At 71.7% G+C, this 22,212-nt stretch carries 16 protein-coding genes and 1 tRNA gene; 5 read left to right on the top strand and 12 right to left on the bottom strand.

Annotated features, from left to right (window positions below):
* Nucleotides 1-16 precede the first annotated feature (16 nt).
* Nucleotides 17-1,453 carry a pyruvate kinase gene (gene pyk, locus ACIGA3_RS01110; protein ID WP_399708949.1) on the top strand — a complete coding sequence of 479 codons (1,437 nt, stop codon included), beginning with the start codon at nucleotides 17-19 and terminating at the stop codon, nucleotides 1,451-1,453.
* Between the two features lie 3 nt (nucleotides 1,454-1,456).
* Here the strand turns inward: pyk and ACIGA3_RS01105 are convergent, their stop codons facing one another.
* Together ACIGA3_RS01105 and ACIGA3_RS01100 are read right to left on the bottom strand one after the other, a co-directional pair.
* Complete coding sequence (locus ACIGA3_RS01105) at nucleotides 1,457-2,236, bottom strand: helix-turn-helix domain-containing protein (protein WP_399708946.1); 780 nt, start codon at nucleotides 2,234-2,236, stop codon at nucleotides 1,457-1,459.
* A gap of 80 nt (nucleotides 2,237-2,316) precedes the next feature.
* Nucleotides 2,317-2,400 (bottom strand) — tRNA-Leu (locus ACIGA3_RS01100).
* 94 nt (nucleotides 2,401-2,494) lie between these two features.
* Between ACIGA3_RS01100 and ACIGA3_RS01095 the strand changes: the two genes are divergently transcribed.
* Complete coding sequence (locus ACIGA3_RS01095; protein WP_399708943.1) at nucleotides 2,495-3,151, top strand: ANTAR domain-containing response regulator; 657 nt, start codon at nucleotides 2,495-2,497, stop codon at nucleotides 3,149-3,151.
* A gap of 67 nt (nucleotides 3,152-3,218) precedes the next feature.
* Here the strand turns inward: ACIGA3_RS01095 and ACIGA3_RS01090 are convergent, their stop codons facing one another.
* The 7 genes from ACIGA3_RS01090 to ACIGA3_RS01060 form a co-directional block, all read right to left on the bottom strand.
* On the bottom strand, nucleotides 3,219-3,935 hold the full coding sequence (locus tag ACIGA3_RS01090) for an ABC transporter ATP-binding protein (RefSeq protein WP_399708940.1): 717 nt from the start codon (nucleotides 3,933-3,935) through the stop codon (nucleotides 3,219-3,221).
* Entirely contained in the window at nucleotides 3,932-4,852 is a 921-nt protein-coding gene (locus ACIGA3_RS01085) for an ABC transporter ATP-binding protein (RefSeq protein WP_399708937.1), read from the bottom strand. Before ACIGA3_RS01085 ends, ACIGA3_RS01090 begins: the two co-directional genes overlap by 4 nt.
* 5 nt (nucleotides 4,853-4,857) lie before the next feature.
* Entirely contained in the window at nucleotides 4,858-6,690 is a 1,833-nt protein-coding gene (locus ACIGA3_RS01080; protein ID WP_399708934.1) for a branched-chain amino acid ABC transporter permease, read from the bottom strand.
* Nucleotides 6,691-6,695: 5 nt separating this feature from the next.
* A complete protein-coding gene (locus tag ACIGA3_RS01075) occupies nucleotides 6,696-7,628 on the bottom strand; it encodes a branched-chain amino acid ABC transporter permease (RefSeq protein WP_399708931.1) in 933 nt (310 codons plus the stop codon).
* Between the two features lie 115 nt (nucleotides 7,629-7,743).
* Nucleotides 7,744-8,976, bottom strand: a complete 1,233-nt coding sequence (locus ACIGA3_RS01070; protein ID WP_399708928.1) for a branched-chain amino acid ABC transporter substrate-binding protein — start codon at nucleotides 8,974-8,976, stop codon at nucleotides 7,744-7,746.
* A 523-nt stretch (nucleotides 8,977-9,499) separates the two neighbouring features.
* Nucleotides 9,500-9,979, bottom strand: a complete 480-nt coding sequence (locus ACIGA3_RS01065) for a PaaI family thioesterase (RefSeq protein WP_399708925.1) — start codon at nucleotides 9,977-9,979, stop codon at nucleotides 9,500-9,502.
* 58 nt (nucleotides 9,980-10,037) lie between these two features.
* Nucleotides 10,038-12,338: an FdhF/YdeP family oxidoreductase gene (locus tag ACIGA3_RS01060; protein WP_399708922.1), complete on the bottom strand. Its 2,301-nt coding sequence runs from the start codon at nucleotides 12,336-12,338 to the stop codon at nucleotides 10,038-10,040.
* A 163-nt stretch (nucleotides 12,339-12,501) separates the two neighbouring features.
* Here ACIGA3_RS01060 and polA point away from each other — a divergent pair, with 163 nt between their 5' ends.
* Nucleotides 12,502-15,225 (top strand): DNA polymerase I, encoded by a 2,724-nt coding sequence (polA, locus tag ACIGA3_RS01055; protein WP_399708919.1) that lies wholly within the window; start codon nucleotides 12,502-12,504, stop codon nucleotides 15,223-15,225.
* Between the two features lie 102 nt (nucleotides 15,226-15,327).
* Nucleotides 15,328-15,744, top strand: coding sequence for a hypothetical protein (locus ACIGA3_RS01050; RefSeq protein WP_399708916.1), 417 nt, complete (start codon nucleotides 15,328-15,330; stop codon nucleotides 15,742-15,744).
* Here ACIGA3_RS01050 and ACIGA3_RS01045 read toward each other — a convergent pair.
* Nucleotides 15,653-16,552, bottom strand: coding sequence for a DUF4184 family protein (locus ACIGA3_RS01045; RefSeq protein WP_399708913.1), 900 nt, complete (start codon nucleotides 16,550-16,552; stop codon nucleotides 15,653-15,655). The two genes, ACIGA3_RS01050 and ACIGA3_RS01045, sit on opposite strands and share 92 nt — an antisense overlap.
* 312 nt (nucleotides 16,553-16,864) lie before the next feature.
* On the opposite strand from ACIGA3_RS01045, the gene ACIGA3_RS01040 reads away from it, so the two are divergent.
* The gene (locus ACIGA3_RS01040) at nucleotides 16,865-18,610 is read left to right on the top strand and encodes a lytic murein transglycosylase (RefSeq protein WP_399708910.1); all 1,746 of its coding nucleotides are present in this window, start codon (nucleotides 16,865-16,867) and stop codon (nucleotides 18,608-18,610) included.
* Nucleotides 18,611-18,620: 10 nt separating this feature from the next.
* Here the strand turns inward: ACIGA3_RS01040 and hrpB are convergent, their stop codons facing one another.
* Entirely contained in the window at nucleotides 18,621-21,155 is a 2,535-nt protein-coding gene (hrpB, locus tag ACIGA3_RS01035; protein WP_399708907.1) for an ATP-dependent helicase HrpB, read from the bottom strand.
* A gap of 37 nt (nucleotides 21,156-21,192) precedes the next feature.
* Entirely contained in the window at nucleotides 21,193-22,017 is an 825-nt protein-coding gene (locus tag ACIGA3_RS01030) for a class I SAM-dependent methyltransferase (RefSeq protein WP_399710746.1), read from the bottom strand.
* Nucleotides 22,018-22,212 lie beyond the last annotated feature (195 nt).

Raw genomic sequence — 22,212 nt, 5'->3', positions numbered from 1 at the left:
GCCATAGGCTCGACCCATGCGCCGAGCAAAGATCGTCTGCACCCTGGGGCCCGCCACCGACTCGTACGACCAGATCAAGGCACTGGTCGAGGCCGGAATGGACGTCGCCCGGTTCAACCTCAGCCACGGCACCCACGCCGAACACGAGGCGCGTTACCAGCGCGTTCGCAAGGCCGCCGACGAGACCGGCCGCAGCGTCGGAATGCTCGCCGATCTTCAAGGCCCGAAGATCCGGCTCGGCACTTTCGCCGAAGGCCCCGTACTCCTCGAACGCGACGACACCTTCACCATCACCGTCGAAGAGGGCGTCGAGGGCGACCGCCACCAGTGCGGCACCACCTACGCCGGCCTCGCCGAGGACGTCCGCCCCGGCGAACGCGTCCTCGTCGACGACGGCCGGGTCTGTCTGGAGGTCACCGGCGTCGACGGCCCCCGCGTGCGCACCCGCGTGCTGGAGGGCGGCATGATCTCCGACCACAAGGGGCTCAACCTCCCCGGCGTCGCCGTCTCCGTCCCCGCCCTCTCCAAGAAGGACCAGGACGACCTGCGCTGGGCGCTGCGCACCGGCTTCGACGTCGTCGCCCTCTCCTTCGTCCGCAGCGGCCGCGACGCCGCCGAGGTGCACCGGATCATGGCGGAGGAGGGGCGCCGGCTGCCCGTCATCGCCAAGGTGGAGAAACCGCAGGCCGTCGAGAACATCGAGGACGTCGTCGCCGCCTTCGACGGGCTGATGGTCGCCCGTGGCGACCTCGGCGTGGAGATGCCGCTGGAGCAGGTGCCGATCGTGCAGAAACGCGCCGTCAAGCTCGCCAAGCGCAATGCCAAGCCGGTCATCGTCGCCACCCAGATGCTGGACTCGATGATCGACAGCGCCCGGCCGACCCGCGCCGAAGCCTCCGACGTGGCCAACGCGGTGCTCGACGGCGCGGACGCGGTGATGCTGTCCGGCGAGACCAGCGTGGGGCGGCACACCATCGAGGCCGTGTGCACCATGGCGAAGATCGTCGCCGCCGCGGAGGAGGAGATGCTGGCGAAGGGGCTGCCGCCGCTGACCGAGCGGAACAAGCCCCGCACACAGGGGGGTGCCGTCGCCCGCGCGGCCGCCGAGATGGGGGACTTCCTCGGGGCGCGCTTCCTCGTCGCCTTCACCCAGTCCGGCGACACCGCCCGCCGGCTTTCCCGCTACCGCTCGCCCATCCCCGTCCTCGCCTTCACCCCCGAGCCCGCCACCCGCTCCCAGCTCAGCCTGACCTGGGGCGTGGAGACCTTCCTCGGGCCGCACGTCGACTCCACCGACGCGATGGTCGACCAGGTCGACGAGTTGTTGTTGAAATACGGCCGCTGCAAGAAGGGCGACACCGTCGTCATCACCGCCGGCTCCCCACCCGGCGTCACCGGCGCCACCAACCTGGTCCGAGTCCACCACATCGCCGAGGACGACAGCCCGAAGTAGGGGTCAGTGCTTGGGGCCTACGTGGGCGTCCATGAGGGCGACGGAGGCTTTGCGGGCGACGGAGATGTTGTACGGCTTTCCGTCGCGGTTCAGCACCGTCCAGGTGATGCCGAGCGCGTCCAGGGCATCGGTGAAGAGCGCCCTGACGTCGTCGGACTTGTTGGTGAAGAGGTAGCGCGGATACTCGTACCGTCTGCGCTCCCCGCCGACGGTGCGGGTCGTCCAGTTGGTGATCCGGCAGCCGTCGGAGTGGATCAGGCCCCGGACGAACTCCCACGGGTGCGCATCCACGATCTCCCGCTGCCAGGGCTCCAGGGCGATCCGCCGCTCGTGCTTGGGGCCGGCCCCGTGCTGGGGGAACAGGCACGTCCAGTGCCGGGTGTACGACTTCACCTCGACACAGCCGTTCCGGCCGCGCCTGCCGGTGGCGGCGGACGGCAGCACGCTCCGCATGGCGTCCTCGGCGGCCGCGATCAGGCCGGTGTACCGGGCGTCGCAATAGACGGACAGATGGTGCTGTCCGCGCTTGGACACGATGTGCCCGTCACCGAGGTACAGGCCCAGCAGATAGGAGTAGGCGGTCCGGTCCACGGCACACTCGGTGCACCGGGGGCAGTCGGTCGGGCGCTGGTACGCCTCACCGCGCGCCCTGCGGTCCTCGCTGCGCCACCAGCCGACGGTCCCGCGCGGTACGCCGAGCCGCTCGGCGACCTCGCGGTTGGGGACACCGGTGCGCAGGAGAATGAGTGCCTCCGCGCGCCTCGAAGGTGCGTACGATGCCATTCGACTACTCTGCGTGACTCGACAGGGCTCCGTACAGCAAAAAGCGGAAGACCACGCGAACGTGATCTTCCGCTTGTGTGTGCCGGGTATGGGATTCGAACCCACACGTCCTTTCGGACAGAGGTGTTTGAGACCTCCGCGTCAACCAGTTGCGCCAACCCGGCTGGATAGCCCTGGAGGAGTGTACCGGGTCTCCGTTGGGAAGCGCAGCTAGGTAGGCTCTTGTCAGCAGTACCCCTGCCTGAACGGAGAGCCCCCGTGACCGCCGAGTCGCCCCAGCCCGCAGACGTGTCCGACGACGACAAGTCGCATGTGCCCCCGCTGACGACCCGTGTCGTCATCGCCGAGGACGAGGCGCTGATCCGGCTCGACCTCAAGGAGATGCTGGAGGAGGAAGGCTACACCGTGGTCGGTGAGGCCGGGGACGGTGAGCAGGCCGTGGAACTGGCCCGTGAGCACAAGCCGGACCTGGTCATCCTGGACGTGAAGATGCCCAAGATGGACGGCATCTCCGCGGCCGAGAAGATCGCGGAGGAGTCCATCGCCCCGGTCCTGATGCTCACCGCCTTCTCGCAGCGCGACCTCGTGGAGCGGGCCCGCGACGCCGGCGCCATGGCGTACCTGGTGAAGCCGTTCAGCAAGACCGACGTGGTCCCGGCCATCGAGATGGCCGTCTCCCGCTTCACCGAGCTGAAGCAGCTGGAGCAGGAGGTCGCCGACCTCAGCCTCCGCCTGGAGACCCGCAAGCTGGTCGACCGCGCGAAGTCGATCCTCCAGACCGAGTACGGCCTGAGCGAGCCCGCCGCCTTCCGCTGGATTCAGAAGACCTCGATGGACCGCCGCCTGTCGATGCAGCAGGTGGCGGAGGCGGTCATCTCGGACGACCAGGAGAAGAAGTCGGCCAAGAAGAGCTGACCGGCCGAGCGAGAAGAAGGCCCGCGCCCCCCTGAACCGGGGGGACGCGGGCCTCTTCGTGCCCTGCTCAGTCCTCGCCGAGGTACGCCTTGCGCACCGACTCGTCGTGCAGCAGGTCCCGCCCGGTGCCGGAGAGCACGATGCTGCCGACCTCCATGACATGCCCCTGGTCGGCGAGCGAGAGCGCGGCCTGGGCGTTCTGCTCGACCAGCAGGATCGTCGTGCCGTCGGCCTTCAGCTCGGCGATCGTCGCCATGATCTTCTGCATCATGATCGGCGAGAGGCCCATGGACGGCTCGTCCAGCATCAGCAGCTGCGGCCGGGACATCAGCGCCCGCCCCATGGCCAGCATCTGCTGCTCACCGCCGGAGAGGGTGCCCGCGGCCTGCTTCCTGCGCTCCCCGAGGATGGGGAAGAGGTCGTAGGCGCGCTGGATGTCCTTCTCGATGCCGGGCTTGTCGTTGCGCAGGAAGGCGCCGAGGCGCAGGTTGTCCTCGATGGTCATGCGCGGGAAGATGTGCCGGCCCTCGGGGGAGTGGGCGAGCCCGAGGGAGACCACCTGGTGGGCGGGGACCTTCTTCAGCGACTTGCCGTTGAAGCGGATCTGTCCGCCGACCGGCTTGAGCAGCCCGGACAGGGTGCGCAGCGTGGTGGTCTTGCCCGCGCCGTTGGTGCCGATGAGGGTGACGACCTGGCCGGCCTCGACCTTGAACGAGATGCCCTTGACGGCCTCGATCTTGCCGTAGGCGACCCGCAGGTCCTCGACTTCGAGCAGTGCGGTCATCGGTCGTTCTCCTTGCCGTTCTCCTCGCCGGGCGCGGCGTCCGTCGTGGTCACGGCGTTCGCCTCGGCCGCCTCGACCTCGGCGGCCTCCTCGGCGCCGGGGGCGTCCTCGAAGGGTTCGCCGAGGTAGGCGGCGACGACGCGCTCGTCGCCCTGGACGGTGGCGCTGTCGCCCTCGATGAGCTTCTGGCCCTGGACGAGGACGGCGACGCGGTCGCAGAGGTTGAAGATGAAGCGCATGTCGTGCTCGATGACGAGGACGGCGATGCCCTGGTCGCGGATGGCGAAGACCAGTTCCTCGGTGGCGCGGGTCTCCTGCGGGTTCATGCCCGCGGTGGGCTCGTCGAGCAGGAGCAGGCCGGGCTCGCTGGCCAGCGCGCGGGCGATCTCCAGCTTGCGCTGCTCGCCGTAGGGGAGGTTGCGGGCGAGGTGTTCGGCCTTGGCGTCCAGGCCGACGAACTGCAGGAGTTCCATGGCGCGGGCGCGGGAGGCGGCTTCGGCCTTGTGGAAGCCGGGGCCGCGCAGCAGGGCGGACCAGAGTCCTTCCTTGGTGCGGGTGTGGCGGCCGACGAGGACGTTCTCCAGGACGGTCATGTTGGCGAAGAGCCGGATGTTCTGGAAGGTGCGGGCGATGCCGGCCGCGGTGACCTTGAAGGACTTGGGCGGCAGGACGGTGCCCTTGTAGCGGACTTCGCCCTCGGTGGGGACGTAGAGACCGGTGAGGCAGTTGAAGAAGGTGGTCTTTCCGGCGCCGTTGGGGCCGATGAGGCCGACGATCTCGCCGCTGTTGACGGTGAGGTTCACGTCGCGGACGGCGGTGAGGCCGCCGAAGCGCATGGTGACGCCGCGGGCGTCGAGGACCGTCTCGCCGGGGGTGGTGCCGGGTGCGGTTTCCTTGGTGGTGGTGTCGGTGGTCATGGTGGTCAGGCCCCTGCCTTGCTGAGGACGGCGGGCGCCGGGGTGTCCTCGTGGAACTCGAGTTGGCGGCGCCGGTTGGGGATGAGGCCCTCGGGGCGGAAGCGCATCAGCAGTACGAGCGCGACGCCGAAGGCGAAGAGCTGGTATTCGCCCATGAACTGGAGCTTGGCCGGGATCAGGTACAGCAGCGAGGCGCCGACGAGGGGGCCGGAGATGGTGCCCATGCCGCCGAGGACGACCGCGGCCAGCAGGAAGGCCGAGTTGGGCGGTACGACGTGCGCGAACTGGTACTGCTCCGGGGTCACGGTGTAGGTGACGTGGGCCTGCACGGAGCCGGCGAGGCCGGCGAGGCCGGCGCCGAGCGCGAAGGCGATGAGCTTGACCCGGAAGCCGTTGATGCCCATGGCGAGCGCGGCGGTCTCGTCCTCGCGGATGGCGATCCAGGCGCGGCCGATGCGGGAGTCGCTGCTGCGCCGGAAGACGACGACCACGACGAGGGTGATGAGGAGCATCAGCAGGAAGTAGTTGGCGAACCGCCCGATGGTGGCGCCGAACAGCTGGTGTTCCTGGCCGAAGTCGAAGCCGAGGATGTCGAGGTTCGGGACCGAGGAGATGCCGTTGGAGCCGTTGGTGACGTCGGGTCCGGAGGTGCCGTCCATGTTGAGGACGGTGATGCGGAAGATCTCGCCGAAGCCGAGGGTGACGATGGCGAGGTAGTCGCCGCGCAGGCGGAGGGTGGGGGCGCCGATGAGGACGCCGAAGATCATGGCGACGAACGCGCCGAGCAGGGCGGAGGCCCAGAAGGGCCATTGCACGTGCAGCGGCGAGGAGGGCGAGCCGGAGACGAGGGCGGCGGTGTAGGCGCCGACGCCGAGGAACGCGACGTAGCCGAGGTCGAGCAGGCCGGCGAGGCCGACGACGATGTTCAGGCCGAGGGCGACGGTGGCGAAGATGAGGATGTAGACGCCGATGGTGGCGTACTGGTCGTCGGACTGGGTGAAGGGGAAGGCCGCGGCGGCGACGAAGGCGCCGGTCATGGTGACGGTGCGGTGCCGCGTGGTGATCGCCGAGATCCGGGCCACGAGTCCGGCCTTGGCGAGTGCGGCGAAGCCGAATCCGGCGGTGATGAGGAAGCCGATGAAGAGTTCGTCGTACTCGGTGCCGATGCCGTAGGTGAAGACGAGCAGGCCGAGGGCCATGACGCCGGTGATGACGATGATCTCCGCCCAGGCGGGCAGGGTGCGGCCGGGGGCGGGGGATTCGGCGGCGAAGGCGGCCTTGAAGTTGGTCCAGTTCTGCCGGACGCGGTGCCGGAAGGCTTCCCAGCCGGTGTCGTCGGGGTCGGCCGGGTCGGGTTCGGGCCGCTGGAAGGGCAGCGAGAGGGCGCCGAGCAGGGCGGCCAGGGTGGCCAGCGCGACGAGGTAGCCGCCGGGTTCGAGGTTGACGACGCCGCCGAGCGTGACGCTGATGGCGATGACGGTGTACCAGGCGGTGGCGAAGGTGCCGAGCGCGGCGAGCTTGAGGGCGCTGTCGGCGTTGCCGGGGGTGAGGAGCTTGAGGCCCTTGACGCCGTAGGAGGCGAGGCCGAACAGGGTGGTGAGCAGGCCGCCGATGAGGACGAGGACCTGGAGGCCGCCGGGGTAGCCGTAGACGGTGAGGTCGCCGGGGAAGGCGGAGGTCCAGGTCCAGGCGAGGAAGGTGGAGACGACGGCGAGGGCGCCGCCGCCGGTGGCGAGGGCCCGGCCGAGGGTGGCCGGCAGGCCGATCAGGCCGGTCGCGGCGGGGGCGGCGGGGGCCGGGGTGTCCGGGGTGCCGGGTGCGGTGGTCTGTGTGGTCATCGGTGTCACGCCCTGTCCGCGACGCGCTCGCCGAGCAGGCCCTGTGGCCTCAGCAGGAGCACGAGGATGAGGAGTACGAACGCCCAGACGTCTGCCCAGGACTGGCTGCCGAACTTGTCCATGCCGGGGATGTCGGCGATGTAGGCGGTGGACAGGGCTTCGGCGACGCCGAGGACGAGGCCGCCGAGCATGGCGCCGTAGATGTTGCCGATGCCGCCGAGGACGGCCGCGGTGAACGCCTTGAGGCCGAGGATGAAGCCCATGCGGAAGTCGATCTGGCCGTACTTGAAGCCGTAGGCGACGGAGCCGACCGCGGCGAAGGCGGCGCCGAGGGCGAACGCGATCACGATGATGCGGTCGGTGTTGACGCCCATCAGCTTGGCGGTGTCCGGGTCCTGGGCGGTGGCCTGCATGCCGCGTCCGGTGCGGGTGCGCATCACGAAGTAGGCGAGGACGGCCATGCTGAGCGGGGCGGCGGCGACGAGGAAGACGTCTCCGGTCTGGATGGTGACGCTGCCGATCTCGAAGGGGCCGCCCGGGATGCTCGGGAAGGTGCGCGCGGACTTGGCCTCGGGGTACCAGGCCCAGACCGCCTGCTGGAGGGCGAGGGAGAGGCCGATGGCGGTGATGAGCGGGGCGAGCCGGGGTGCGGTGCGCAGCGGCCGGTAGGCGAATCGTTCCGCTCCGACGGCGACGGTGACGGCGACCACGATGGCGCCCACCAGCATCAGCGGCAGGGCGATCCACATGGAGGTGCCGTCGGGAAGGATGTACACGTAGACCGTGAGGGCGCCGAAGGCGCCGGTCATGAATATCTCGCCGTGGGCGAAGTTGATGAGCTGGACGATGCCGTAGACCATCGTGTAGCCGATGGCGACCAGCCCGTACATGGAACCAAGTAGCAGGCCGTTGACCAGCTGCTGCGGCAGTTCGTTCACCGCATGTCCTCCGAGCGTTCGGATAAGCGACGGATGTGGCCGGAAGTGGCCGGATGCGAGTCCGCGCGGGGCGCCTCTTGAGCGCCCCGCGCGGCTCGGCTGGTGCGGGTGTGGGTCAGGAGCCGTTGTAGGTGCCGGACTCCACGGCCTTCCAGTCACCGTCCTTGACGGAGTACACGGTGAGCTGCTTGTTGGTGGCGTCACCGAACTCGTCGAAGGAGACCTTGCCGGTCACGCCGTCGAAGGAGACGCCCTGGAGGGCGGCGGTGACCTTCGCGCGGGCGTCGGCGGGCAGCTTGCCGTCGTTGTCGTCGACGACCTTCTTGACGGCCTCGATGATCGACCAGGCGGAGTCGTAGGAGTAGCCGCCGTAGGCCGCGTACTCCTCCTTGTAGCCCTCGGCCTTGTAGTCGGCGACGAACTGCTTGGCGGAGGGGAGGGTCTCCACCGGGGCGCCGACGGAGGTGGCGAGGTCGCCGGTGGCGGCGGCGCCGCCGAGCTTGATGAAGTCGGCCGCGTAGATGCCGTCGCCGCCGACCAGCGGGACCTTGGCGCCGGCCGCCTTGATCTGCTTGCTGAGCGGGCCGGCCTGCGGGTACTCGCCGCCGTAGTAGACCACCTGGGCGCCGGAGTTCTTCACCTTGGTGGCGACCGCGGAGAAGTCCTTGGTGTCGGGGTTGATGTGCTCGGTGCCGACGACCTTGCCACCGAGCTTCTTGAACTCGGCGGAGAAGGTGGCGGCGAGGCCGGCGCCGTAGGTCTTCTTGTCGTCGATGACGAAGACCTTGGTCTTCTTGGCCTTGTTGTAGACGTACTGGGCGGCGAACGGGCCCTGGATGGCGTCCGTGGTCGCGGTGCGGAAGTACGCCTTGTACGGGCGGGTCTTGGTCTTCTGCCAGTTGACGCCCTGGGTCAGCGCCGGGTTGGTGTTGGCGGGGGAGACCTGGACCAGCTTGGCGTCGTCGAGGACCTTCTGCATCGACTCGGCGACGGAGGAGTTCAGCGGGCCGACGACGCCGAGGACGCTCTTGTCGGTGACGAAGGCGGTGGAGTTCTGCTGGCCCGAGGAGGGCTGGGCCTGGTCGTCCTTGGCCTCGATCTTGAAGGTGACGCCCTTGACGTACTCCTTCTTGTTCGCGGTCTTGACCGCGAGGTCCACCGAGTTCTTGATGCCGAGGCCCAGCGCGGACAGGTCGCCGGTCAGCGGGGCGTCGACGCCGATGGTGACGGTGGTGCCGCCCTTGGCGTCGGAGCCGTTGTCGCCGCTGTCGCGCGAGCCGCAGGCGGTGAGGGTGAGCGCTCCCGCGGACAGCGCGGCGGTGATGGCGATGAGCGAACGTTGACGCACGATCAGTCCTTTCCCTGGACGACCGCATCCCCATGGAAACGGTCGAGCCGCGCGCCTGGCCGAAAAGTGAATCCTGGGCGCGGTGACTGGCCGTGACTCTAAGCGTGTGTGGGGAACGTGGAGGAGAGCTTGACCAAGGCTGTGACGCTCTTGTTATGACACGAGGTAATGCAGAGCGGTACCCCCTGGGTGGAACGCCGGAATTCCAGCCGATTCGCCCTGTCCACATGCTGAGAACCCGCAGGACCCACCCTCAACTGTTCAGGCGTCTCAGGGGTTTTGGTGATGACGGATGCAAAACTCCGGGTTTGTATTGCGCGTGTATTACGTAGAGTTACTTTCAGGAGAAATAGACCGGCCTTTTACGGCACGCTCCCACATTCCGTCACACGCGTGGTCATCTTGGCATCGTGATCCGGCGAGGACGGCGCGCGCGTCCTTGGCCGGAATCAGACGGGTGCGGACACACCACCGCCCCGCGCCGAAGCTGCGGGGCGGGGCGGGGTGGTGAGTGGGGGCGCGGTCAGTCCTTGGCAGGGGCCTCGCCCGCGGGCAGGTCGCGCAGCAGGCAGGTCAGGCGGGCCGTGCAGACGCGGCGGTCCTGCTCGTCGGTGATGACGATCTCGTACGTCGCCGTCGAGCGGCCCCGGTGCACGGGGGTGGCGACGCCCGTGACCAGACCGGAGCGGGCGCCCCGGTGGTGCGTGCAGTTCAGGTCGACGCCGACGGCGACCTTGGAGCTGCCGCCGTGCAGCATCGAGCCGACCGAGCCGAGGGTCTCGGCGAGCACCGCGGAGGCGCCGCCGTGCAGCAGGCCGTACGGCTGGGTATTGCCCTCCACCGGCATCGTGCCGACCACGCGCTCCGGCGCCGCCTCCAGGATCTGCACGCCCATCCGCATCCCCAGGTGACCCGCGGAGAACAGCGCGGGCAGGTCCACGCCGAGTGCCGCGTACTCGTCGATGATCTCCTGCGGGAATTTCACCTGCTGCTGCTCACCCATGGCCCGGCTCCGTTCTCGTGCGCCTGTCCGGCGGCGTTCCGTGTCACTGAGCGAACGCTCAGTCGGTCGCCGATTGTTCCAGACGGCCTTCCGGGCGCGCCTCCAGCCGGACCACCACGGACTTGCTGGCCGGGGTGTTGCTGGTGTCGGCGGTGGCGTCCAGCGGCACCAGCACGTTGGTCTCCGGGTAGTACGAGGCCGCGCAGCCCCGCGCGGTCGGGTAGTGCACCACGCGGAAGCCGGGCGCGCGCCGCTCCACCCCGTCGCTCCACTCGCCCACCAGATCCACGTACTGCCCGTCCGTCACGCCCAGTTCACGGGCGTCCTCGGGGTGGACGAGCACCACGCGGCGGCCGTCGGTGATGCCGCGGTAGCGGTCGTCCAGGCCGTAGATCGTGGTGTTGTACTGGTCGTGCGAGCGCAGGGTCTGGAGCAGCAGCCGGCCCTCGGGCAGCTCCGGGTGCTCCACCGGCGCGGCCGTGAAGTTGGCCTTGCCGGTGGCGGTGGGGAAGCGGCGCTCGTCGCGCGGGGCGTGCGGCAGGGTGAAGCCGCCGGGGTGGGCGACGCGGGCGTTGAAGTCCTCGAAGCCGGGGATCACCCGCGCGATGCGGTCGCGGACGGCCGCGTAGTCCCGCTCGAACTCCTCCCACGGCACCTTGCTGTCCGGCAGCACGCGCCGGGCCAGCCGGGCCACGATCGCGGGCTCGGAGAGCAGCTGGGGGCTCGCGGGCGCCAGCCGTCCGCGTGAGGCGTGCACCATGCCCATGGAGTCCTCGACGGTGACGAACTGCTCGCCGCCGCCCTGGACATCGCGCTCGGTGCGGCCGAGCGTCGGCAGGATCAGCGCGCGGGCGCCGGTGACGACGTGCGAGCGGTTGAGCTTGGTCGACACATGCACGGTCAGGCTGGCCCGCCGCATGGCCGCCTCGGTCACCTCGGTGTCGGGGGAGGCGGAGACGAAGTTGCCGCCCATGGCGAAGAACACCTTGGCCTCGCCGTCGCGCAGCGCGCGGATGGCCCGTACGACGTCGAAGCCGTGCTCGCGCGGCGGTGCGAATCCGAACTCCCGCTCCAGCGCGTCCAGGAAGGCGGGGGCGGGCCGCTCGAAGATGCCCATCGTGCGGTCGCCCTGCACGTTGGAGTGGCCGCGCACCGGGCACACGCCGGCGCCGGGTCGGCCGATGTTCCCGCGCAGCAGCAGGAAGTTGACCACCTCGCGGATGGTCGGCACGGAGTGCTTGTGCTGGGTGAGGCCCATGGCCCAGCAGACGATGGTCCGCTTCGAGGCCAGCACCATCTCCAGCGTCCGCTCGATCTCCGCGCGGGTCAGGCCGGTCGCCGCAAGGGTCTCGTCCCAGTCGGCCTTGGCCGCCGCCTCCGTGAACTCCTCGTAGCCGTGGGTGTGTTCGCGGACGAACTCCTCGTCGACCGCGCCCTCGGTCTCCAGGATGAGCTTGTTGAGGAGGCGGAAGAGGGCCTGGTCGCCGCCGAGGCGGATCTGGAGGAACAGATCGGTGAGCGCGGCGCCCTTGAGCATGCCCTGCGGGGTCTGCGGGTTCTTGAACCGCTCCAGGCCCGCCTCGGGGAGCGGGTTGACGCTGATGATCCTCGCGCCGGACGCCTTGGCCTTCTCCAGCGCGGAGAGCATGCGTGGATGGTTGGTCCCCGGATTCTGCCCCGCCACGATGATCAGATCGGCTCGGTACAGATCCTCCAGCAGGACGCTGCCCTTGCCGATGCCGATCGTCTCCGAGAGCGCCGAACCGGACGACTCGTGGCACATGTTGGAGCAGTCGGGCAGGTTGTTCGTGCCCAGCTCACGCGCGAACAGCTGGTACAGGAAAGCCGCTTCGTTGCTGGTGCGCCCCGAGGTGTAGAAGACGGCCTCGTCGGGCGAGCCGAGGGCCGTGATCTCCTCGGCGATGATGTCGAAGGCACGCTCCCAGGTGACCGGTTCGTAGTGGTCGGCGCCCTCGGGCAGATACATGGGGTGCGTGAGGCGCCCCTGCTGGCCCAGCCAGTAGCCGCTGCGCCCGGCGAGGCCGGTCACCGGGTGCGCGGCGAAGAACGCGGGGGTGACCCGGCGCAGTGTCGCTTCCTCGGCCACCGCCTTTGCGCCGTTCTCGCAGAACTCCGCCATGTGCCGGTGCTCCGGCTCGGGCCAGGCGCAGCCGGGGCAGTCGAAGCCGTCTTTCTGGTTCACCCGCAGCAGGGTCAGCGCGGTGCGCCGCACTCCCATCTGCTGCTGCGCGATCTTCAAGGAGTGCCCCACGGCGGGCAGTCCCGCCGCCGCGTGCTTCGGCTCCCCTGTCCGCGGCGCGTCCTGCACCGGATCGCCCTTGGGCGGCTTCGTCGCCATCGCCCGCTCCCCTTCGATCGTTCTTCTCACATCCGGGTCCCCCGCCCCGGCGACAAGCATGCCCCGCGAGCGCCCGCAGGGGGAGCCCTGTGGACGGTGCGGGATCTTCCGGCGGAACAGTTCGCGGACTCGGCTGTCAGTGGGGCGTGACAGGATCGGGGGCGTGGCAGAGACAGCATCGAAGAAGACCGACACCCACCCCGGCGGCCGACCCCGCCTGATGCTCATGGACGGGCACTCACTGGCGTACCGCGCGTTCTTCGCGCTGCCCGCGGAGAACTTCACCACCGCGACGGGCCAGCCGACGAACGCGATCTACGGTTTCGCCTCGATGCTGGCCAACACCCTGCGTGACGAGGCGCCCACGCACTTCGCGGTCGCCTTCGACGTGTCCCGCAAGACCTGGCGCTCCGAGCGGTTCACCGAGTACAAGGCCAACCGCTCCAAGACCCCGGACGAGTTCAAGGGCCAGGTCGAGCTGATCGGCGAGCTGCTGGACGCGATGCACGCGCCGCGCTTCGCCGTGGACGGCTTCGAGGCGGACGACGTGATCGCCACCCTCGCCACCCAGGCCGAGGCCGCGGGCTTCGACGTGCTGATCGTCACCGGCGACCGGGACTCCTTCCAGCTGGTCAGCGAGCACACCACGGTGCTCTACCCGACCAAGGGCGTCTCGGAGCTGACCCGGTTCACCCCGGAGAAGGTTTTCGAGAAGTACGGGTTGACGCCCGCGCAGTACCCCGACTTCGCCGCCCTGCGCGGCGACCCGTCCGACAACCTCCCCGGCATCCCCGGCGTCGGCGAGAAGACCGCCGCGAAGTGGATCAACCAGTTCGGCTCGTTCGCGGAGCTGGTCGAGCGCGTCGAGGAGGTCAAGGGCAAGGCCGGCCAGAACCTCCGCGACCACCTGGAGTCGGTCAAGCTCAACCGCGTCCTGACCGAGCTGGAGCGGGCCGTCGAGCTGCCGAAGACGGTCGCCGACCTGGCGCGCGAGCCGTACGACCGCAAGACCGTGGCGGCGTTCCTGGACACCCTGGAGATCCGCAACCCCTCCCTGCGCGAGCGGCTCTACGCCGTCGACCCCGGTGCCGAGGAGGCCGAGGCCACCCCGGTCACGGCGGACGGCGTCGAGGTGGACGGCACCATCCTGGGCACCGGCGAGCTGGCCGGCTGGCTCGCCGGGCACGCCGCCGAGCCGCTGGGCATGGCCACGGTGGACACCTGGGCGCTGGGCACCGGCTCGGTCGCCGAGGTCGCCCTCGCGGCCGCCGGCGGAGCGGCCGCCTGGTTCGACCCCGCCGAGCTGGACGAGGCCGACGAGCGGGCGTTCGCCGCCTGGCTGGCCGACCCCGAGCGGCCCAAGGTGCTGCACAACGCCAAGGCCGCCATGCGCGTGCTGGCCGAGCACGGCTGGCGGGTGGAGGGCGTGTCCATGGACACCGCGCTCGCCGCCTACCTGGTCAAGCCCGGCCGCCGCTCCTTCGACCTGGACGCGCTGTCCCTGGAGTACCTGCACCGCGAGCTGGCCCCGGCCGCCGCGGCCGACGGCCAGCTGGCGTTCGGCGCGGACGACGGCGCCGAGGCCGAGGCCCTGATGATCAAGGCCCGCGCCATCCTCGACCTGGGCGAGGCGTTCGAGACCCGGCTCGCCGAGGTGGGCGCCGCCGATCTGCTGCGGGACATGGAGCTGCCCACCTCCACGCTGCTCGCCCGCATGGAGCGCCACGGCATCGCGGCCGACCGTACGCATCTGGAGACGATGGAGCAGACCTTCGCGGGCGCCGTGCAGCAGGCCGTGAAGGAGGCACACGCCGCCGCGGGGCACGAGTTCAACCTCGGCTCGCCCAAGCAGCTCCAGGAGGTCCTCTTCGGTGAGCTGGCGCTGCCGAAGACCAAGAAGACCAAGACCGGGTACACCACCGACGCCGACGCCCTGGCCTGGCTCGCCGCGCAGACCGACAACGAACTGCCGGTCATCATGCTCCGCCACCGCGAGCAGGCCAAGCTGCGCGTCACGGTCGAGGGCCTGATCAAGACCATCGCCGCCGACGGCCGTATCCACACCACCTTCAACCAGACGGTGGCGGCGACCGGCCGGCTGTCCTCCACGGACCCCAACCTGCAGAACATCCCGGTCCGCACCGACGAGGGCCGGGCGATCCGCCGGGGCTTCGTGGTCGGCGAGGGCTTCGAGTCCCTGATGACGGCCGACTACAGCCAGATCGAGCTGCGCGTCATGGCCCACCTCTCCGAGGACGCGGGCCTCATCGAGGCGTTCACCTCCGGCGAGGACCTGCACACCACGGTCGCCTCCCAGGTGTTCTCCGTCGGCCGGGACGCGGTGGACGCGGAGATGCGCCGCAAGATCAAGGCCATGTCCTACGGCCTCGCCTACGGCCTGTCCGCCTTCGGCCTCTCCCAGCAGCTGAACATCGACGCCGGCGAGGCCCGCGCCCTGATGGACACCTACTTCGAGCGGTTCGGCGGCGTACGGGACTATCTGCGCCGCGCGGTCGACGAGGCGCGGGCGACCGGCTACACGGCGACCCTCTTCGGCCGCCGCCGCTACCTGCCCGACCTCAACAGCGACAACCGCCAGCGCCGCGAGGCCGCCGAGCGGATGGCGCTGAACGCCCCGATCCAGGGCACGGCCGCCGACATCGTCAAGATCGCCATGCTCAACGTCGACCGGGCGCTGCGCGAGGCGGCGCTGAAGTCCCGCATGCTGCTCCAGGTCCACGACGAAATCGTGCTGGAGATCGCCCCCGGCGAGCGCGCGGCCACGGAGGAGCTGGTCCGCCGCGAGATGGCGAACGCGGTCAGCCTGCGGGCACCGCTGGACGTCTCGGTGGGCGTCGGCCCGGACTGGGAGTCGGCCGCGCACTGAGCCACCGGAAACCCCGCAGGGAGGACGCCCTCCCTGCGGGGTTTCACTCACGTGGCCCCCGCCAGAACGCAGCCCCGGCCCGCCACCCGCGAGACTGCGGGCATGGGTATACGCATGCTGCACCGCCTGAGGCCCGCCCCGCGGCACCGCAGTACGGAGCGGGCGGACACCGGGCCGGCACCGGACGCGTCCAGGACGGCGGTGCCCGTCGTCGCGGCCGACGCGAGTGCCGCCCGCCACCCCGCGCACCCGTGGACCCGGCTCCGCGGTGCGGGCGCGGTCGCCGGACGCGCCCTGGCCGCCCAGGCCCACCGCCTCCCCGACTGGCGCACCTGGGCCGACCTCGCGCGCGGCTATCTCGCGCTGCTGCTGACCCACCTGCCGAAGGCCCGCCCCCGCCACACGCTCACCGTGTTCGTGGCCTCCCTCACCGACCGTCCCGTTCCCGCCGGCCCGCGCCGACCGCCACACGGCGCGGCACCGGCTCCGCGGCGGACTCCGCGCCGGAAGCGGCCGTAGCGCCCGACACCCCGGCGGGACGCCACACCCGTACCGCCCCCGCGTACAGCACCACCCCGAGCAGCAGTCCGGCGCCCGCGCCGAAGCACACCGTGGGCACCAGCTCCCAGGGCCGGGCGACCGCGCCCCAGTACGCCCACCAGCGCACCGCCCGCAGCACCGCCGCGCCCAGCGCGCAGCCGCCGAGCAGGGCCACCGCCCAGCACCGGTCCCGCACCGAGAGCGGCGGCACCCCCACCGGCGTCCCGGCCGGGGCCGCCCGCAGCGCGCGCAGCAGGAACCCGGCGATGGCCATGGCGGCCAGTGCCGACGTGCCGTACTGGAGCCACTGGAAGAGCGGAATCCCGGCCGCGCTACGGGCGAGCCCCGGGACCAGCTCCGTCCCCCAGCGGTCGTGGTGGGTGAAGGCGTCCCACACCACATGGGTGAGCGCGCCGAGCACCGCCGAGACGTACCACCACAGCACCAGGGCCGCCCGTGGCCGCGCGCGGGGAGCCCCGCAGCGCAGCAGGGCGGCGGGCCGGCCCTGCCAGGGCCGGGGCAGCAGCGCCACCAGCGGCTCCCGGACCAGCAGCCACAGCCCCACCAGCGTCCAGGAGATCAGCACATCCACGGTGAACACACCGGCGAGGGAGTGGGTGACCGACCCGAACTCCATCGCCTCCGGGCGCACGCTGGCCGCGTAGTACGTCAGATCGGGCGCGAAGGAGCCCGCGACGAGCACCGAGGGCACCACCGGACCCCGCCCGCCGCCGTCCCGGCGGATGGCGGGCAGTACGGCCGCGGCATGGCTGAGTGTGAACGGCAACGGGTCCTCCCGGAACGGCCGGCGCGAGCCGGGCCGGTGATCGCGCGCCCAGTATGCGTGATCCGCCGTCATCGGCCGGGCGAGCGACCGGAGTCGGCCAAGTCGGGGACAGCGGCCGTGCGACGGGTGCCCCGGGACAGGGGAGTTGTCGTAGGGTCGGCCGGGACTCGACTGTCGTGCACACGGTCAGGTGACCCAGCACACAGACCGAAGTGCGGCACACAGAGCAACCGTGGCACCAGGTCGACCGTCACACCAGAACGAGACCGGTGGAGAGAGACGCCCGAGGCGTCCAGGGGAGGGGTTCACTTTATGGCGGCGCACTTCGGCAGGCGGCTGCGCAAGGGAGCGGCGACGACCGCGGTGGCCGCTTTGGCGGTCGCGGCTCTCTCCGCGTCCCAGGCTCCGGGAGCGACCGGGGCCCCCGACCCCCTCCAGACCAGCGCCGGCCAGAGCACTCCCGTCCCGGAGGCGTCGGCCGACGGCAACGCCACCGGCAACTCCCCGTACTACACGGACCTTCCGCCGCTGGACAGCCCCGCCCCGAGCCCGTCGGCGGTCATCGGCACACCCGTCTCCCGGGGCGAGGGTGAGGCGGGCATCCCCGCGACCGTCCTCGACGCCTACAAGAAGGCCGAGGCCGAACTCCGCGCCTCCAAGCCCGGCTGCAACCTGCCCTGGCAACTCCTCGCCGCCATAGGCAAGGTGGAGTCCGGCCAGGCCCGGGGCGGCCGCGTGACGGCCGACGGCACCACGATCAGCCCGATCATCGGCCCCCAGCTCGACGGCAACGGCTTCGCCCTGATCAAGGACACCGACCACGGTGCCTACGACGGCAACAGCTCCTATGACCAGGCCATCGGCCCCATGCAGTTCATCCCGTCCACCTGGGCCTGGGCGGGCCGCGACGGCAACGGCGACCACAAGGCCGACCCGAACAACGTCTACGACGCCGCGCTCGCCGCGGGCCACTACCTGTGCCGCAACGGCTGGGACCTCTCGCAGGACCGCGACCTGCACCGGGCGATCCTCAGCTACAACAACTCCAGCGACTACCTCGACCTGGTGCTGAACTGGGTGGAGTACTACCGCAAGGGCACCCACTCCGTCCCGGACGGCAGCGGCGGCGTGCCCGCGCACCGCAGCGACGACGACCTCCCGCGTACGAGCGCGCCCGCCGCTCCGCACACGGCCGGGCCGAAGCCCTCGAAGCCCGCCAAGCCCGCGAAGCCGGCCAACCCGCCCAAGGGCACCCCGAGTCCGGAGCCCACCACGCCCGGCAGCCCCTCGCCCGAGCCGACCCCGCCGGCCGGTACGCCCACCCCGTCCGACACCGTGCACCACCTCGTCTCCCCCGACCTGGACGGCACCGAGCTGACCGCCACGGCCGGGGACACCTTCGACCGGCGGATCGGCGCCCGCGCGGTGACTAAGAACGGCAAGTCCGTGGCCAAGGTGCGGGTGCGGTTCACCATCACCGGCGACACCGACGCCACCTTCACCGGCGGCGAGAAGGTGGCCGCCATCGCCACCGACGCCAAGGGCGTCGCCCTCGCGCCGGAACTCCTGGCGGGGGAGAAGGCCGGCACCTTCAAGATCACCAGCACCGTCGCTGGCCGCCAGATCAAGGGCGTCGACTACACGGCCACCGTCACCCCGCGCCCCGCCGACAAGCTGGTCCGCACCGCCGACACCGCGCTGACCTGCGCGCCGGGCGGCGAGTTCGCGGAGCAGGTCCAGGTGAAGGCGACGTACAAGGGCGCTCCGGCTGCCAAGGTCGGCGCCACCGCCACCCTGGTCAAGTCCGCCGACGACCCCGCCGAGAACATCGCCGGGCCCTACTTCAAGGACGCGAACGGGCAGCCCGTCCGCACCCTCACCGGGCTCACCACGGACGCCAAGGGCACGCTGACGCTGCCCAAGCTGTACGCGGACCTCTTCAGCGGCACGTATCTGCTCCGCGTCACCACGCCGGGCGGCGGAGCCGTCATCGTCGAGCTGAAGGTCGCGGCCGGCGAGACCGCCTCCGCGAGCCCGTCACCGTCGGCCAGCTCCTGAGGGAGGATCCTCACCGCTTCAGCCGGGCCGTCGTGTGGCGGGTCGGCTCGGCGGTGGCCGGGTCCTCGGGCCAGGGGTGCTTCGGGTACCGGCCGCGCAGCTCGGCCCGGACCGCCCGGTAGCCGTCCCGCCAGAACGAGGCGAGGTCCGCCGTCACGGCGGCGGGCCGCCCGGCGGGCGACAGCAGATGCACCAGCAGCGGCACCCCGGCCACCTCCGGGGTCTGCCGCAGACCGAACATCTCCTGCAACTTCACCGCCAGCACCGGCCGTTCGGGGTCCGCGTAGTCGACCCGGACCCGCGACCCGCTCGGTACGGTGATCCGCTCCGGCGCCAGCTCCTCCAGCCGGGCCGCCTCCCCGCCCGCCCACGGCAACAGCCGCGCGAGCGCCTGCCCGGCGTCGATCCGCCCCAGGTCCGCCCGGCGCCGGGCCCGGCCCAACTCCGGCTCCAGCCAGGCGTCCACGCGGGCGAGCAGCGCCTCGTCCGACACGTCCGGCCACGGCTCCCCGAGCCGCGCCCGCAGGAACGCCAGCCGCTGCCGCAGCACTTGAGCCTGCTCCGACCACCGCAGCAGACCCAGACCGTCCCGGGTCAGACCATCGAGCAGGGCCGCGCGCACCAACTCCGGGTCGGCGTCCGCCGGCGGCCGTACCGCCAGCTCCACCGCCCCCAGCCGCTCGACCCGCCGCGCCACGACATCGCCGTCCGCCCAGCGCACCTCGTCCCGCTCCGTCAGCAACGAGGCGGCGGCGGCCCGCGCCACGTCCTCCCGCACCGCGGCCCCGAGCCGCACCCGCCCGTGCCCCTTCCCCACCGGCCGGTCCGCCACCGCCACCACGATCCACGGCACGCCCCGCAGCGCCGACCCCTCCGTCAGCTCGACCCGTGTCCCGGACACCATCAGATACGAGCCCCCGTCCAGCCGGGCCACCCGCTCGGGGAAGGCGAGGGCGGCGACCCGGCCCACGGTGACGTCGTCGCCGGGACCGAGGTCACGCCCGGCCGGGGCCGGGGCGCGGGTGCCGGACGCGGCCGGGCGGGCGTCGCCGCCCGACACCCCCCGCAACCGCCGCACCTCCGCCGCCCACCGGCCCGCGTACGCGTCGCCGCCCCGGCGAGCCCGGCGCAGAGCGGCGGCGAGGTCGTCCCCGTATTCACGCGGAACCTCCTCCGAGAGAAGGGCGACCGTTTCCGCGCCGGCGTCGGGGGAGTCCAGGAGGGCGCGGCCCAGGCGCGGGTGGAGGCCGAGGCGGGACAGCCGGGTGCCCCGTCGCGTGGCCCGGCCGGACGGGTCGACCGCGCCCACCGCCGTCAGGATCTCCCGCGCCGCCGCCATCGCCCCGGCGGGCGGGGCGTCCAGCAGGGCCAGGCCCGTGGCGTCCGGGTCGCCCCAGCAGGCGGCCTGGAGGGCGAAGGCCGTCAGGTCGGCGACCTTGATCTCCGGGGCCGGGAAGGCGGGCAGGCGGGTGTCCTCGGCCTGGGCCCAGCACCGGTACACCGCGCCGGGCGCCTCCCGCCCGGCCCGGCCCGCGCGCTGGGCGCCGGCCGCGCGGGACGCCCGTACCGTCGCCAGGCCGCTCAGTCCGCGCGCGTGGTCCACGCGCGGCTCCCGCGCCAGGCCGGAGTCGACCACGACGCGGACCCCCGGCACCGTCAGGGAGGACTCGGCCACCGAGGTCGCCAGGACCACGCGGCGCCGTTCGCCGGGGGAGAGCACCGCGTCCTGCACGGCGGCCGGGGCCCGGCCGTGCACCTGGAGCACATCGACCCCCGGCAGCTGCCCCAACTGTCCGGCCACGCGGGCGATCTCGCCCACACCGGGCAGGAAGCACAGCACGTCACCGGTCCGCTCGGCCAGCGCCCGCCGCACCACCGAGGCCACATGCGCGAGCAGCTCCGGGTCCACCCGCATCCCGTGCGGCGGCCGTACCGGACGCGTCGGCGGCGCCCACACCACGTCCACGGGATGCGACACCCCGGCCGCCTCCACCACCGGCGCACCGCCGAGCAGCCGGGACCAGCCCTGCGCGTCGGTGGTCGCGGAGGCAGCCACCAGCCGCAGCTCGGGCCGGAGGGTCTGCCGTACGTCCCAGAGGAAGGCGGCCGCCGTGTCCGCGTCGAGATGGCGCTCGTGGCACTCGTCGAGCACCACCACATCCGTGCCCGCCAGCTCCTGGTCCCGCTGGAGCCGCTGAAGGAGGACACCGGTGGTCACGACCTCCACGCGTGTATGGGGTCCCACCACACGTTCGCCGCGCACAGTGTGGCCGACGCTGACGCCGGGCTTCTCGCCCAGCAGCCACGCCATCCGCCGGGCGGCGGCCCGCGCCGCGATCCGCCGGGGCTCGGCCACCACGACCCGCCGCGCGGGACCCCCGCCGACCAGCCCGGCCAGCACCAGCGGCACCAGCGTCGTCTTGCCGGTGCCGGGCGGCGCCACCAATACGGCGGCGCCCGCCGCACCGTCCCCGTCCAGCGCGGCGGTCAGGTCGGGCAGGGCGGAGCGCACGGGCAGCACGGCGAGGGCGTCGTCACGGATCACGCCCCCAGTGTCGTACGCCGCCCTGACTGCGGAGGTCTCAGTCCCGTTCGCAGACGAAGATCGCGGTACCGGGGATCAGGTTGCCGCGCAGCGGGGACCAGCCGCCCCACTCGGAGGTGTTCCAGGCCGGCCACTCCGGCTCCACCAGGTCCACCAGCCGGAAACCGGAGGCCGCGATGTCCCGCACCCGGTCACCGATCGTGCGGTGGTGCTCCACATAGACGGCGCGCCCATCCTCGTCCTGCTCCACATAGGGAGTGCGGTCGAAGTAGGACGCCGCCACCGAAAGACCCTCCGGGCCCGGCTCGTCCGGGAACGCCCAGCGGATCGGATGCGTCACCGAGAACACCAGCCGGCCGCCCGGCCGCAGTACCCGGCGCACCTCACGCAGCACCAGCCGGGGATCGGCCACGAACGGCAGCGCGCCGTACGCCGAGCACACCACGTCGAAGGAGGCGTCCGCGAAGGGCAGCGCCCCCGCGTCGGCGCACACCAGCGGGAACGCCGCGCCGATGCGCAGCGCGTGCTGGAGCTGCCGGTGGGAGAGGTCGAGCGCGACCGGGCGGGCGCCCTGGGCGGCCAGCCAGCGCGCGCACTGCGCCGCGCCCGCGCCGATCTCCAGCACGTCCCGGCCCTTCAGCTCCTCCGCCGGACCGAGCAGCTCGGCCTCCACCTCGTCCAGGCCCTCCGGGCCCCACACGAAGCGGTCGTCACCGAGGAAGGTGCCGTGCTCGACCTGGTACTCGTCCGCGTTGCGGTCCCACCAGCCCCGGTTGGCGCTGCTGCTCTCCGCGACCCCCGCGTCACGCCGGGTGGCTTCCGGCCCGGACCCCTCCGGGTCGTGCCCTTCAGGCTCTTGGATGATCGGCTCCCTCGTCGTACTCTTCCGTCCAACCGGCCTCCCGGACGAGTGTCACGGAAGGGATCGCACGGTCACGCGTGCCCAGTTGGGACGATTCCTTTGCCGGGTATGCGGTGATCCGTCCGCGCTGTGCGCCTTCGCGCATTGACCCTGCCCGGCTGCCCCCGTATGCTACAAGTTGCGCTGCGGGCCTGC

Origin of the sequence: Streptomyces sp. NPDC085596, assembly GCF_044541565.1 — a bacterium.
Taxonomy (GTDB): Bacteria; Actinomycetota; Actinomycetes; order Streptomycetales; family Streptomycetaceae; genus Streptomyces.
This window is presented reverse-complemented; position numbering and strand designations above follow the sequence as displayed.